The following is a 12932-nucleotide window of genomic DNA, read 5'->3' on the forward strand; positions in this document are numbered from 1 at the left end:
ATGGCCCCGGGACCCGGCGCCCCCGGCGACGGTCGGCTACAGCTCCGCCAGCAGCTCGGCCTTCTTCGCGCTGAACTCGTCGTCGGTCAGCAGCCCGGCCGTGTGCAGGTCGCCCAGGTGGCGGATGCGGTCGGCGATGTCGGCCGGGTCGCGGCGGGCCGGGGCGGGGGCCGGCACGGCGGCCACCGGCTGCTTGCCGGGGCCGGATGGAAGGGCCGGGCCCGCGGCCCGCACCGCCTCCAGGACGGCGGCGGCGAACGGCAGCGACTCGTGGACCAGGCCGTAGCCCATGCCGAAGACGACGGCGGCCGGATCCTGGTCCGCGGCGCCGGGCCCCCCGTCCGCGCCGCCGCCCGGTGCGGCGTCGCGCGGCAGCAGCCGCAGATGGCCGTTGAAGATCTCCGGCGAGCGCCACTCGACCCCATGCAGCTCGTCGACCGTGAACCGCTGGTCCCCGGCCTTCCACTTGGCCGTGGAGGCGCCCGTCCAGAACCATCGGAAGGTGACGGCCTTGCCGTCGAAGGACGCCTTGCCGTCGTACGCCTTGAAGGTCAGCGGGGCGGCGGGGGCGGCCACGAGATGGCTCTCGGCCGGGGTCGCGGCCGAGGGTCCCAGGGTGCCGCGCATCTCCTCGGCGTAGTACTCGGCGAGGGTCTCGCGCTCGGCGGGCAGCACCAGCCGGTAGGGGTCGCACCCCTCCTTGAGCTGGCCGTCGGCGGCCTCCATCAGCGGATCGGCACCGGGTCTGGGCACGGCGCGCAGCACCACCGTGCCCCTTTTGCCGGGAGCGAGCTCCACGGCGGTCAGCGCCTCGTAGGGGACACGGCGTTCGCCCAGCGCCTGGAGCAACTTCGGCGTACGAATCCCCCGTTCGAAGCGGATGAGCACGGAGTCGGTATCGAACTCCCAGACGGTGTGGAAACCGGCCAGCACATCACCCATGCGGCTCATCGTATGCGGCAGTCGCCCGCACGTCCCCCTTTGGTGCGCTACGCGCGTCAAACGTCCTTTTCGCGACCGCTTGGCGAACGGCTCGCCGCGGCTCGCGGTCAGGTCCGACCGACGGCACAGTCGTCCCCGTCCGCGCAGCTCACCGAGGCGAGCCGGCCGATGCTGACCTTGGCGAAGTTGAGCAGCGAGTCGGTGCCGGGCACGAAGTAGCCGGAGTGCCCCTCGGCGCGCTCGGCGGAGAGCACCCGCGCGCCGAACCCGGGGGAGACCGGGTCGGCGCCGTGTCCGAGGCCGCCGACCTCCAGGTTGGGCACGTCCTCGATCCAGTCGTCGGCGTCCCGCATCGCCCAGACCCGCGCCGCGCTGCCCAGGTCCGAGGCGTGCTCGGCGCGCATGCCGGGGCTGCCGGCGACCGCGATGTCGGTGACGTTGGGGCTCAGGTCGCGCGCGGCCACCCCGCACACCACCGAGCCGTAGCTGTGGCAGACCAGCGTGGTGCGGGACCGCGCGGGCAGCGCGTTGGCCAGGGCGCGCAGCCGCAGCGCGCCCTCCGCAGCGAGTTTGCCGGTGGCGGCGTCCAGACCGGTGCCGACGGGGGCGGTGTAGTCGGCCCAGGCGATGACGGCGTTCTCACCGTCCGGTTCGAGGCTGCGCTCCGCGCGGTACAGCGCGCGTGCCATGCCGACCGGCGCCCGGTAGACGCGCTCGGTGCGCTCGAAGGTCAGCGCGTTGGTGTCCACGCCGGGGACCACGATCGCGACGTGCTCGGCCCGCGCGAGGTCGCCGAAGACCTCGGCGACCCGCCCGGGCCCGGCCGGGTCGAAGGCGAGGATCTGCCGGTCGCGGCGGAGCAGCGACTCGTAGCGGTGCATCCGACGGCCCGCCTCGGCGCGGCCCAGCGGGGTCAGCCGATCGTCGCGCATCCGCCGCCGTTCGACGTCGCGCGCGGTGGCCAGGGCGTACCGGTTCGCCTCGTAACGCAGGCCCACCGGCGCTCCGTTGAGGTTGCCGACCACCAGCGGGTAGCGACGGGCGAGGTGGTGGCGCTGCGCGGCCGTCAGCGAGTCGAAGAAGCGCCCGAGCGGGCGCGGCCGGGCGTGCGGGTCCGGGAGCGGCCGGCCGTCGATGGTCCCCTGCTGCCAGGCGGCCAGCGCCACGGCGCGGGGGTCGGAGCTCTGCTGGTGCCGGATCGCCGTCCAACCGGTGGTGGCGAGCAGCACGAACACCACGGCCAGGGCGAGCAGCGCGCGCCAAGCCGTGGTGCCGGGAGAGGGGGAGTCGAGCTCCGGAAGGGATGTCACCGCGGGACACCCTAGGAGACGCGCGGGGGCGACCGCCAAATGCGTGATCTATTTCACGTTTGAGGGAGGGTTAAATGCCGGAGGACATCCGTATTGCGGTTATTTGTGCCAGTTTTCGGCGAGGGCCGGGCCGAGCTGATCCAGATAGGCGACGGTCAGGTCCCGCAGCGACTCCAGGGTGGGGTCCGGCGCCGTGGCGTCCGACGTCGGAGCGGCGTCGGACTTCAGGGCGGCGTCCGGCGTCCGAGCGGCGTCCGGCGCCGGGGCGGAGTCCTGGCCGCCGACCCAGAGCTTGCCGGTCACCCGCATCACCCCGCTGAACGTCGCCACCAGCAGCCGCGGGCGGATGTCGACGTCGACGTCGAGCCCCTCGCGGCGGGCGATCTCGCGCGCCATCCGCTCCTCCAGCTCGTCGGTGTGGCGCAGATGGGCCGCCAGCAGCACCGGCGTCGACTCGATCATCCGGTACGCGCGCAGATAGAGCTCGATCGGGATGGTCTCCTCGATCACCGCGTCGATGGTGCTCCAGGCGTCGATGATCGCGCCCCGCAGGGCCGCCATCGGCGCCTCGTGGGCCGGGCGCAGGCACAGGGCGGCGAAGAAGTGCGCCTCGGCGGCCGACTGGACCGCGAAGGCCACTTCCTCCTTGTTGGCGAAGTAGCGGAAGAAGGTGCGCTGGGAGACGTCGACCGCCTCCGCGATCTCGTCCACCGTGGTCCGCTCGTACCCCTGTCGGGTGAACAGTTCGAGCGCCGCGCGCACCAGCGCCGCGCGGGTGCGTCGCTTCTTGCGCTCGCGCAGCCCGAGTGGAGGCGCTGCCTGCTCGATGGTCACCTCTGGGTCCTCCTGTCGAGACCGGACGTGATCACCCTACCGGCGGAGCGAATTGTCAGTCCCGGACTCTTGTCTCAGTTTGCCAGTTGTCAGCGACTGACACTAATCTGCCAATATGAAGTCCCAGCCCACCGTCGCCGACGCGACGCCGGAACTCCCGTCAGCGGATGCCCGGACCGGCCTGCGAGGCCGACCCTGGCTGACCCTTCTCACCGTCGCGATCGGCGTCACGATGGTCGCCCTCGACGGCACGATCGTGGCCATCGCGAACCCGGCTATTCAGGACGACTTCGACGCTTCACTCGCGGGCATCCAATGGATCACCAACGGCTATCTGCTCGCCCTCGCCGTCACCCTCATCACGGCGGGCAAGCTCGGTGACCGTTTCGGACACCGGCAGACCTTCCTCATAGGTGTCAGCGGCTTCGCGCTCACCTCCGCGGCCATCGGCCTGTCCGGCGGGGTCGGGCTGGTCGTGACCTTCCGCGTGCTCCAGGGCCTGTTCGGAGCGCTGCTGATGCCCGCCGCGCTCGGGCTGCTGCGGGCCACCTTCCCGGCCGAGCGGCTCAACATGGCGATCGGCATCTGGGGCATGGTCATCGGCGCCTCGACGGCGGGCGGGCCGATCGTCGGCGGGCTGCTGGTCGAGCACGTCAACTGGCAGTCGTGCTTCTTCATCAACGTGCCGGTGGGTTTCATCGCGCTGGCCCTGGGGATCGTGATCCTGCGTGACCACCGCGCGGAGAACGCGCCCAGGTCCTTCGACGTCCCCGGCATCGTGCTGCTCTCCGGCGCCATGTTCTCCCTGGTCTGGGCCATCATCAAGGCGCCGACCTGGGGCTGGGGCGACACCCGGACGCTGGGCTTCCTGACGCTCGCCGCCGTCGCCTTCCTGCTCTTCGTGTTCTGGGAGACCCGGACCCGTGAGCCGCTGATCCCGCTCGCCATGTTCCGCTCGGTCGCGCTGTCCGCCGGCACCGTGCTGATGATGCTGATGGCCTTCGGCTTCATGGGCGGGCTGTTCTTCGTCACCTTCTATCTGCAGAACGTGCACGGCATGAGCCCGGTCGACGCCGGACTGCACCTGCTGCCGCTGACCGCGACGATGATCGTGAGTGCCCCGGTGGCCGGTGCGGTGATCACCAAGGTGGGGCCGCGGCTGCCGATGGTCATCGCCATGCTGATCACCGCGGTCGCGCTCTACGGCCTCTCCGAGCTGGACACGGGCACCAGCACCGAGATGATGTCGCTGTGGTTCGCGCTGCTGGGCGTGGGCCTGGGGCCGGTCATGGTCGGCGCCACCGAGGTCATCGTCGGCAACGCGCCCTTGGAGCTCTCCGGCGTCGCGGGCGGGCTCCAGCAGTCGGCCATGCAGGTCGGCGGCAGCCTCGGCACGGCCGTGCTGGGCGCGGTGATGGCCGCCACCGTGGACAGCGACCTGCCCGCCGCCTGGGAGCGGGAGAAGCTCCCGCCGCTGCCGCCGGAGCAGATGGCCAAGGCGTCCGACGCGGTGGAGGTCGGCATGGCCCCGGTCGGCGAGGACACCCCGCCCGAGATGGTGGAGCCGATCACCCGGGCCGCGCACGAGACCTTCGTGTCGGGGATGCAGCACGGCTTCCTCGTGGCGGCAGGCGTCGCGCTCGCCGCGGCCGTGGTGGCGGCCTTCACCAAGCGCGGTGAGAACGCCGAGGTGGCCGCGGGCGGCGCCCATATCTGAGCCGATGATCACCTGTCAGGGTGGTTTGGGACGCACGCCCTTGTGTGGAACGAGAGTCGGCCGTCAGGCTGGTTCTCGTTCACGCGTTCGCATTCATCGCGTCCGCATCGACAGGGGGGAAGTGATCCATATGCGTACGACCCTGCGTACGGTCCTGGGGAGGGCCTTCGGCGGTTCCTCGCCCGCCGGGCCGATGTCCACCGGGCCGGCGCCCGCCGCGCCCGTGTCCGCCGCGCCCGCGGCCGCCGGGCGTCCGACCACCGCGAGGACGGCGGCGCTGGCCGCGATCGTCCTCGCCGCGCTCGTCACCCTGCTGCTCCCGGCGCCCGCGAAGGCCGCCGGGCCGCCGCTCGGGGACTGCGCCGCCGGCCAGTTATGTCTGTGGGCCAAGCCCGGCTTCGTGGGCGCGCGCACCACCCATGAGCTGGCCGACACCGACATCGAGAGCTGCGTCCCGCTGAGCCCCGGGGCCACCGCCGCCTCGCTGGCCAACCGCACCCGGCACCCCGTCACGGTGTACGAGAGCGCCGAGTGCGGCGAGACGGGCGAGTTCGACACCTATCCGTCGGGCTCCTGGGCCCCCGAGCCGCCCTATCGGATCCGGGCCTTCAAGATCTGGGAGAGCTGACCGGGGGCTCGGCCACCGCCTGCGTCCGGGCGGCGGTGAGCTCGGCGAGCTCCTCGCGCAGCGCGTGCACCTCGGCCGTGAGCGCCTCTATCGCGGCCGTCTGACGTCGCTCGATGGCGTCGTCGCGCTCGAAGCGGGCGATGAACCACGCGGCGATGTTGGCGGTGACCACACCGAGCAGGGCGATGCCGGAGAGCATCAGCCCCACCGCCAGCAGCCGGCCCAGGCCGGTGGTCGGCGCGTGGTCGCCGTAGCCGACCGTGGTCATGGTGGTGAACGCCCACCACGTGGCGTCGCCCAGCGTGTGGATGTTCGAGTCGGGGGAGTCCCGCTCCACCTCCAGGACCGCCAGCGAGCCGAAGGTCAGCAGCCCCAACACCGCCCCGACCGCGTAGGTCGTCAGCCGCACCTGGGCCGCCATCCGGGCGCGCTGCCCCGCCAGCAGCAGGGTGGCGACCAGGCGCAGCAGCCGCAGCGGCTGGACCAGCGGCAGGACCACCGCCACCAGCGCCAGCGGCTGGCCGCGCACGAACGCGATGCGGTCCGCCGTCCAGTACAGCCGCAGCCCGTAGTCGAGGGCGAAGGCGCCCCACACCGTCCACTCGGCGATCCAGCACAGCCGGTGCAGCGTCGGGTCGACGTCGGGCCGCACTATCGGCACGGCGTACGCGACCGCGAACGCGATCGCGAGCAGGAGCAGCGGCGTCTGGGTGCGCCGCTCCCAGCGGTCCAGTAGGGCCGACTTCCGCGCGGCGTCTTGTTTCTTCATGTCCATGTCCCACCCCTCGGTACAGCCTTTTAACACAGCGGCGGTCCCGGGGAGTGGGTTGACCCCTTTGGAGTGCCTTGTGAGGTGTGTTCCGGGAGAAATCCCGTCCGTCGGTCCCCGTTCCGGACCGACTCCGGGCGACCTGACCTCAGGGCCCGGGGTCCGGGGCGCGGCCCGGTGAGAGCGATCTGGTCACGGCAGCGGCCCCCACCGGGGTCCGGTGGGGGCCGCTGCCGTCAGCCGGGTGCCGCTAGCGCGCGGCGATCAGGCGTCGCCGCCCGCGGCGCCCGGGTCGGCCGCCGCCACGTCCAGCAGCTGGTAGCGGTCGATGGCCTGCTTGAGGGCGGAGCGGTCGACCTTGCCCTCCTTGGCCAGCTCGGTGAGGACCGCCAGCACGATCGACTGGGCGTCGATGTGGAAGAAGCGGCGGGCGGCGCCCCGGGTGTCGGCGAAGCCGAAGCCGTCGGCGCCCAGCGACTGGTAGGCGCCCGGCACCCAGCGGGCGATCTGGTCCGGGACGGCGCGCATCCAGTCGGAGACCGCGACCTTCGGGCCCTCGGCGGCGGCGAGCTTCTGCGTCACATACGGGACGCGCTGCTCCTCCTCCGGGTGGAGCAGGTTGTGCTCCTCGGCCTCGACGGCGTCGCGGCGCAGCTCGTTCCAGGAGGTCGCGGACCAGACGTCGGCCTTGACGTCCCACTCGTCGGCGAGGATGCGCTGCGCCTCCAGGGCCCACGGCACCGCCACGCCGGAGGCGAGGATCTGCGCCGGGATGGCGCCCTTGTCGCCCTGCTTGAAGCGGTACAGACCCTTGAGGACGCCCTCGGCGTCCACGTCGGCGGGCTCGGCCGGGTGCTGGATCGGCTCGTTGTAGACGGTGAGGTAGTAGAAGACGTCCTCGCCGTGCGGGTGCTCGGCGGAGGAGCCGTACATCCGGCGCAGACCGTCCTGGACGATGTGCGCGATCTCGAAGCCGAAGGCCGGGTCGTAGGCGACGACGGCGGGGTTGGTCGAGGCGAGCAGCTGCGAGTGGCCGTCCGCGTGCTGGAGCCCCTCGCCGGTCAGGGTGGTGCGGCCGGCGGTCGCGCCCAGTACGAAGCCGCGCGCGAGCTGGTCGGCCATCTGCCAGAACTGGTCGCCCGTGCGCTGGAAGCCGAACATCGAGTAGAAGACGTAGACCGGGATCAGCGGCTCGCCGTGGGTGGCGTGCGCGGAGCCGGCGGCGATCAGCGAGGCGGTGCAGCCCGCCTCGGAGATGCCGTCGTGCAGCATCTGGCCGGTCGGCGACTCCTTGTACGCCAGCAGCAGATCGCGGTCGACGGCCTCGTAGGTCTGGCCCAGCGGGTTGTAGATCTTGGCCGACGGGAAGAGCGAGTCCATGCCGAAGGTGCGGTACTCGTCCGGCGCGATCGGCACGAAGCGCTTGCCGATCTCCTTGTCCCGCATCAGGTCCTTCAGCAGCCGCACGAACGCCATCGTGGTGGCGATCTGCTGGTTGCCGGAGCCCTTCTTCAGCGGGGCGTAGAGCTTGTCGCCCGGCAGCGCGAGCGGCTTGGAGCGCACCACGCGGGTCGGCACATAGCCGCCCAGGGAGTTGCGCCGGTCGTGCATGTACTGGATCTCTTCGGAGGTGCGGCCCGGGTGGTAGTAGGGCGGCAGGCCGGACTCCAGGTCCTTGTCCGCGATCGGCAGGTGCAGCCGGTCCCGGAAGCGCTTGAGGTCGTCGACCGTCAACTTCTTCATCTGGTGGGTCGCGTTGCGGCCCTCGAAGTTCGGGCCGAGCGTCCAGCCCTTGACGGTCTGCGCCAGGATCACGGTCGGCTGGCCCTTGTGCGCCTTGGCCGCCGCGTAGGCCGCGTAGATCTTCTTGTGGTCGTGACCGCCGCGGCCCAGGTGCTGGATCTGGTGGTCGGTCATGTTCTCGACCATCTTGCGCAGCCGGTGGTCGTCGCCGAAGAAGTGCTCGCGGATGTAGGCGCCGGACTCGGTGGCGTAGGTCTGGAACTGGCCGTCCGGGGTGGTGTTCAGCTTGTTGACCAGGATGCCGTCGCGGTCCTGGGCCAGCAGCGGGTCCCAGGAGCGGTCCCACACCAGCTTGATCACGTTCCACCCGGCGCCGCGGAACTGCGACTCCAGCTCCTGCATGATCTTGCCGTTGCCGCGCACCGGGCCGTCCAGGCGCTGCAGGTTGCAGTTGACCACGAAGGTCAGGTTGTCCAGGCCCTCGCGCGCGGCCAGCGACAGCTGGCCCAGCGACTCCGGCTCGTCCATCTCGCCGTCGCCGAGGAACGCCCACACGTGCGAGCGCGAGGTGTCGGCGATGCCGCGCGCCTCCATGTAGCGGTTCATCCGCGCCTGGTAGATCGCGCCGAGCGGGCCCAGGCCCATGGAGACGGTCGGGAACTCCCAGAAGTCCGGCATCGAGCGCGGGTGCGGGTAGCTGGACAGGCCGTAGGGCGCCTTGGACTTCTCCTGGCGGAAGGCGTCCAGCTGCTGCTCGGTGAGGCGGTCCAGCAGGAACGCGCGGGCGTAGACGCCGGGGGAGGCGTGGCCCTGGAAGAAGATCTGGTCGCCGCCGTCGCCCTGGTCCTTGCCGCGGAAGAAGTGGTTGAAGCCCACGTCGTAGAGCGAGGCGGAGGAGGCGAAGGTGGCGATGTGGCCGCCGACCCCGATGCCCGGGCGCTGCGCGCGGGAGACCATGACGGCCGCGTTCCACCGCGTGGCGTTGAGGATCCTGCGCTCGATCTCCTCGTTGCCGGGGAAGAACGGCTCGTCCTTGGTCGCGATGGTGTTGACGTAGTCCGTGCTGCGCATCTCGGGGACCGCGACGCGCCGCTCGCGGGCGCGCTCGATCAGCCGCAGCATGAGATAGCGGGCCCGTTCCCGGCCTCGCTCATCGACGGCTGCGTCGAGCGAGTCGAGCCATTCCTGGGTCTCCTCCGGATCGAAGTCCGGGACCTGGCTGGGAAGGCCGCCAATGATGATCGGGTTGCGATCGGATCCGGAAGCCACGCTATTCCTTCGCTGTTCGGGTCGTGCCAGATCCTGCACGCGAATGATCCCGCACGCGCTCAGGTCCTGCCACTGCTGGTATCGCTTGCTATCGCGCCGATCTCCATCGTGTACCTCGGGTGTGGGATACGTCATCTCTACCGGGTGGTAACCACCACTCTGTGAGACGGGTGCTGTACGCCCGGTCGGCTGCGACGGCCGAAGCGCAACCTTACGCCCACGGGAAGCGCGCCCCGCGTACGACCGTTCGGCCCTCGGCGGCATAATCTGGCGACACAAGTCCACAAATGTGACAGAACACGGCGGTGGGAAACGCCGACGGCGTGCTCGGCGCATTGCGAGATGCGGCGACACGTCAACGTTTGGGGGGGATCGGCGGCCGGGTACTTGCGCGATCCGCCTGGCACGTGTGGACTACGCCCAATGCCCCGCGTACGCGCGAGGCGTACAACGACTTCGGATATAAACGCAAGATGAGCAAGACGACAGGAGGCAATCCGTGAGCGCGACCGCGGACCACGCGGAGGAGCGGACCAACCCTGCCACCCGGCTGGGGTTCGAGCCCGGACAGGTGGTCCAGGAGATCGGCTACGACGACGACGTCGATCAGGAGCTCCGCGAGGCCATTGAAGACGTCACCGGCCAGGAGCTCGTCGACGAGGACTACGACGACGTGGCCGACGCCGTCCTGCTGTGGTTCCGCGACGAAGACGGCGACCTGACGGACGCGCTGGTGGACGCCATCGGCCTGACCGACGAGGGCGGCGAGATCTGGCTGCTGACCCCGAAGACGGGACGCGACGGCTACGTGGAGCCCAGCGACATCAACGAAGCCGCTCAGACCGCCGGCCTCACCGCGGCCCGGAGCATCAACGTGGGCAAGGACTGGGCGGGCAGCCGGCTGGTCAGCCCCAAGGGCAAGGCGGGCAAGCGCTGAGCCGCCCCCGGGACACCCTGCCAGAGCCCCCTCCGGATCGCTGGCGGTTTCTAGGGGTCGTTGCAACACGTGGTCGTGTTGATCAGGCCGCGAGCAGTTTATGCAGGCGCTCGGCTGGGGTTTCCCAGCCGAGCGTTTTGCGTGGGCGGCCGTTGAGTTCGGCGGCGACGGCGTCGAGGTGCTCGCGGCTGTGGGTGGACAGGTCGGTGCCCTTGGGGAAGTACTGCCGCAGCAGGCCGTTCGTGTTCTCGTTCGAGCCGCGCTGCCAGGGACTGGCCGGGTCGCAGAAGTAGACCGGGATGTCGGTGGCGAGGGTGAACGCGCCGTGGGCGGCCATCTCCGAGCCCTGGTCCCAGGTCAGCGAGCGCACCAGGTGTGCAGGGAGGGTCTTCACGGTTGTCACGAGGGCGTCGCGGACGAGTTCCGCGCTGCGGCCCTCGGGCAGGTGCAGGAGCATCACGTAGCGGGTCGCGCGTTCGACCAGGGTGCCGATCGCGGAGCCGTTGTCCTTGCCGATGATCAGGTCGCCCTCCCAGTGGCCGGGCACCGCCCGGTCCTCTGCCTCGGCCGGACGCTCGCTGATCATGACCATCGGGGTGGAGAAACGAGGCTGCCGCTGCTGGGCCTGGCGGCGTGGCATGCGCCGGGCGCGTCCCGAACGCAGGGCTCGGGCCAGCTCGCGGCGTAGTTCGCCGCGGCCCTGGACGTAGAGGGCCTGGTAGATCGTTTCGTGGACCACGTGCATCTCCGGCCGGTCAGGGAACGTCCGGCGCAGACTCTCGCAGATCTGCTCCGGACTCCACTTCAGGTCCAGAGCGTCCTGGATGAAGTCCCGCAGTGCGGTGTTCCGGCCGATCTTCCCCGGCTTGGGGCGGGGCCGGCGGGCATCGGCCCGGGCCTGGGCCGCGTGCGGCCGGTACTGGCCGCCCACCGGGTGCCGGTTGCGGCGGATCTCCCGGCTGACCGTGGACGGGCTGCGGCCCAGCTCGGCCGCGATCGTGCGGACGGTGGCCTTCTCCCGCAACCGGTCGGCGATGTGGATCCGGTCGGCCTCCGAGAGGTACCGGGATGGCGCGGAGGCCGCCCGCACCAGATGCGCGGGCGGCCTCGGCCGCTTCTTGCGGCCCTCGGGCCGACCGTTACGCCATTCACGGCCGGTCCGAGGGTTGACGCCGACGCGTCGGCTCGCTTCTACGTTGCCAAATCCCAGCTGCACGAGCCGGAAGTATTCCTCCCGTTCCCGGTGCAGCTTCCGGGGCCCCTGTTCCTTGCGGCTCTCACGGATCTTGAAGTCCATCGCATCCCCTGAGCTGGGGTGTTGCGACGACCACTAGAACCCAAGGCTTCGGAGCGGGGCTCTGCGCGTAGGGTGGACGCGATCTGTTGAGATTGCTGCGAAGGGATGTCTCCCCATGGCCATAGAGGTCGGTACGAAGGCCCCCGAATTCGAGCTGAAGGACCAGCACGGCCAGACGGTCAGGCTCGCCGACTTCCGCGGCGAGAAGAACGTCGTGCTGCTCTTCTACCCGTTCGCCTTCACCGGCGTGTGCACCGGAGAGCTGTGCGCGATCCGCGACAACCTCCCGAAGTTCGCCAACGACGACGTCCAGCTGCTCGCCGTCTCCAATGACGCCCCGTTCAGCCTGCGCGTCTTCGCGGAGCAGGAGGGTCTGGAGTACCCGCTGCTGTCGGACTTCTGGCCGCATGGCGAGACCAGCCGGGCCTACGGCGTCTTCGACGAGGAGAAGGGCTGCGCGGTGCGCGGCACCTTCGTGATCGACAAGGAGGGCGTGGTGCGCTGGACGGTCGTCAACGGCCTGCCGGACGCCCGCGACCTGAACGACTACCTCAAGGCCCTCGACAGCCTGTAGGGGGCCGTCGCGGCGCGCCGTGTCCAGGCCCGCCGCGGAAGGGGAAGCCGGCGACCCCGGCACACGTCGGCGGCCCGACCCCGGGTCGGGAACCGCTGACTAGGATCAGCACGTTTGATCCGATGGAAAACGCATCGCACAAAGGGGCACACCGTGCTCCTGACGAATCTTTTTGGGAGGACTCGTGGGAGTCAGCCTCAGCAAGGGCGGCAACGTCTCGCTGACCAAGGAAGCCCCGAACCTGACCGCGGTCATCGTCGGTCTGGGCTGGGACGTGCGCACCACCACGGGCACTGACTTCGACCTCGACGCCAGTGCTCTGCTCACCAACGAAGAGGGCAAGGTCGCCAACGACCAGAACTTCATCTTCTTCAACAACCTCAAGAGCCCCGACGGCTCCGTCGAGCACACCGGTGACAACCTCACCGGTGCGGGCGAGGGCGACGACGAGCAGATCAAGGTGAACTTGGTCGGTGTCCCGGCCGACGTCGCCAAGATCGTGTTCCCGGTCTCCATCTACGACGCCGAGACGCGTCAGCAGAGCTTCGGCCAGGTGCGCAACGCGTTCATCCGTGTGGTCAACCAGGCCGACGGCAACGAGCTGGCCCGCTACGACCTGAGCGAGGACGCCTCGACCGAGACCGCCATGGTCTTCGGCGAGCTGTACCGGCACGGCGCGGAGTGGAAGTTCCGGGCCATCGGCCAGGGCTACGCCTCGGGTCTGCGCGGCATCGCGCAGGACTTCGGCGTCAACGTCTGAGACGCGGGCGTCCTCGACGTCCTCGTCCGAGGGGCGGGCGTCCGCGCCGTCGACGTCCGACGAGTGGCTTCCACGACGTCGACGTCCGACGAGTGGGCGTCCGCGACGTCGCACCGGCGTACCCGAGGTCGCGGGCGGGTGTCCGCGACATC

At 70.6% G+C, this 12932-nt stretch carries 11 protein-coding genes; 5 read left to right on the forward strand and 6 right to left on the reverse strand.

What is annotated here, in order from left to right; all coding sequences use genetic code 11:
• Positions 1 to 36: 36 nt before the first annotated feature.
• From LRS74_RS23935 to LRS74_RS23945, 3 genes are all read right to left on the reverse strand, one after another.
• A complete protein-coding gene (locus LRS74_RS23935; RefSeq protein ID WP_277742945.1) occupies positions 37 to 942 on the reverse strand; it encodes a DUF4429 domain-containing protein in 906 nt (301 codons plus the stop codon).
• Between the two features lie 107 nt (positions 943 to 1049).
• Positions 1050 to 2252: an alpha/beta hydrolase gene (locus LRS74_RS23940; RefSeq protein ID WP_277742946.1), complete on the reverse strand. Its 1203-nt coding sequence runs from the start codon at positions 2250 to 2252 to the stop codon at positions 1050 to 1052.
• Between the two features lie 99 nt (positions 2253 to 2351).
• Positions 2352 to 3086, reverse strand: coding sequence for a TetR family transcriptional regulator (locus LRS74_RS23945; protein ID WP_277742947.1), 735 nt, complete (start codon positions 3084 to 3086; stop codon positions 2352 to 2354).
• Between the two features lie 115 nt (positions 3087 to 3201).
• On the opposite strand from LRS74_RS23945, the gene LRS74_RS23950 reads away from it, so the two are divergent.
• Together LRS74_RS23950 and LRS74_RS23955 are read left to right on the forward strand one after the other, a co-directional pair.
• Positions 3202 to 4803 carry an MFS transporter gene (locus LRS74_RS23950; protein ID WP_277742948.1) on the forward strand — a complete coding sequence of 534 codons (1602 nt, stop codon included), beginning with the start codon at positions 3202 to 3204 and terminating at the stop codon, positions 4801 to 4803.
• Positions 4804 to 5113: 310 nt separating this feature from the next.
• On the forward strand, positions 5114 to 5431 hold the full coding sequence (locus tag LRS74_RS23955; protein WP_277744897.1) for a peptidase inhibitor family I36 protein: 318 nt from the start codon (positions 5114 to 5116) through the stop codon (positions 5429 to 5431).
• Here the strand turns inward: LRS74_RS23955 and LRS74_RS23960 are convergent.
• On the reverse strand, positions 5412 to 6206 hold the full coding sequence (locus LRS74_RS23960; protein ID WP_277742949.1) for a potassium channel family protein: 795 nt from the start codon (positions 6204 to 6206) through the stop codon (positions 5412 to 5414). The genes LRS74_RS23955 and LRS74_RS23960 overlap by 20 nt on opposite strands.
• 258 nt (positions 6207 to 6464) lie before the next feature.
• Positions 6465 to 9212, reverse strand: coding sequence for a pyruvate dehydrogenase (acetyl-transferring), homodimeric type (gene aceE / locus LRS74_RS23965; RefSeq protein ID WP_277742950.1), 2748 nt, complete (start codon positions 9210 to 9212; stop codon positions 6465 to 6467).
• A 499-nt stretch (positions 9213 to 9711) separates the two neighbouring features.
• Between aceE and LRS74_RS23970 the strand changes: the two genes are divergently transcribed.
• Positions 9712 to 10149 (forward strand): DUF3052 domain-containing protein, encoded by a 438-nt coding sequence (locus LRS74_RS23970; protein ID WP_277742951.1) that lies wholly within the window; start codon positions 9712 to 9714, stop codon positions 10147 to 10149.
• A gap of 82 nt (positions 10150 to 10231) precedes the next feature.
• Here LRS74_RS23970 and LRS74_RS23975 read toward each other — a convergent pair whose 3' ends face one another.
• Positions 10232 to 11446, reverse strand: a complete 1215-nt coding sequence (locus tag LRS74_RS23975) for an IS30 family transposase (protein WP_277740628.1) — start codon at positions 11444 to 11446, stop codon at positions 10232 to 10234.
• 115 nt (positions 11447 to 11561) lie between these two features.
• Here LRS74_RS23975 and LRS74_RS23980 point away from each other — a divergent pair, with 115 nt between their 5' ends.
• Positions 11562 to 12020 (forward strand): peroxiredoxin, encoded by a 459-nt coding sequence (locus tag LRS74_RS23980; RefSeq protein ID WP_277742952.1) that lies wholly within the window; start codon positions 11562 to 11564, stop codon positions 12018 to 12020.
• 184 nt (positions 12021 to 12204) lie between these two features.
• The gene (locus LRS74_RS23985; RefSeq protein WP_277742953.1) at positions 12205 to 12780 is read left to right on the forward strand and encodes a TerD family protein; all 576 of its coding nucleotides are present in this window, start codon (positions 12205 to 12207) and stop codon (positions 12778 to 12780) included.
• Positions 12781 to 12932 lie beyond the last annotated feature (152 nt).

This window comes from Streptomyces sp. LX-29, assembly GCF_029541745.1.
Classification (GTDB): domain Bacteria; phylum Actinomycetota; class Actinomycetes; order Streptomycetales; family Streptomycetaceae; genus Streptomyces.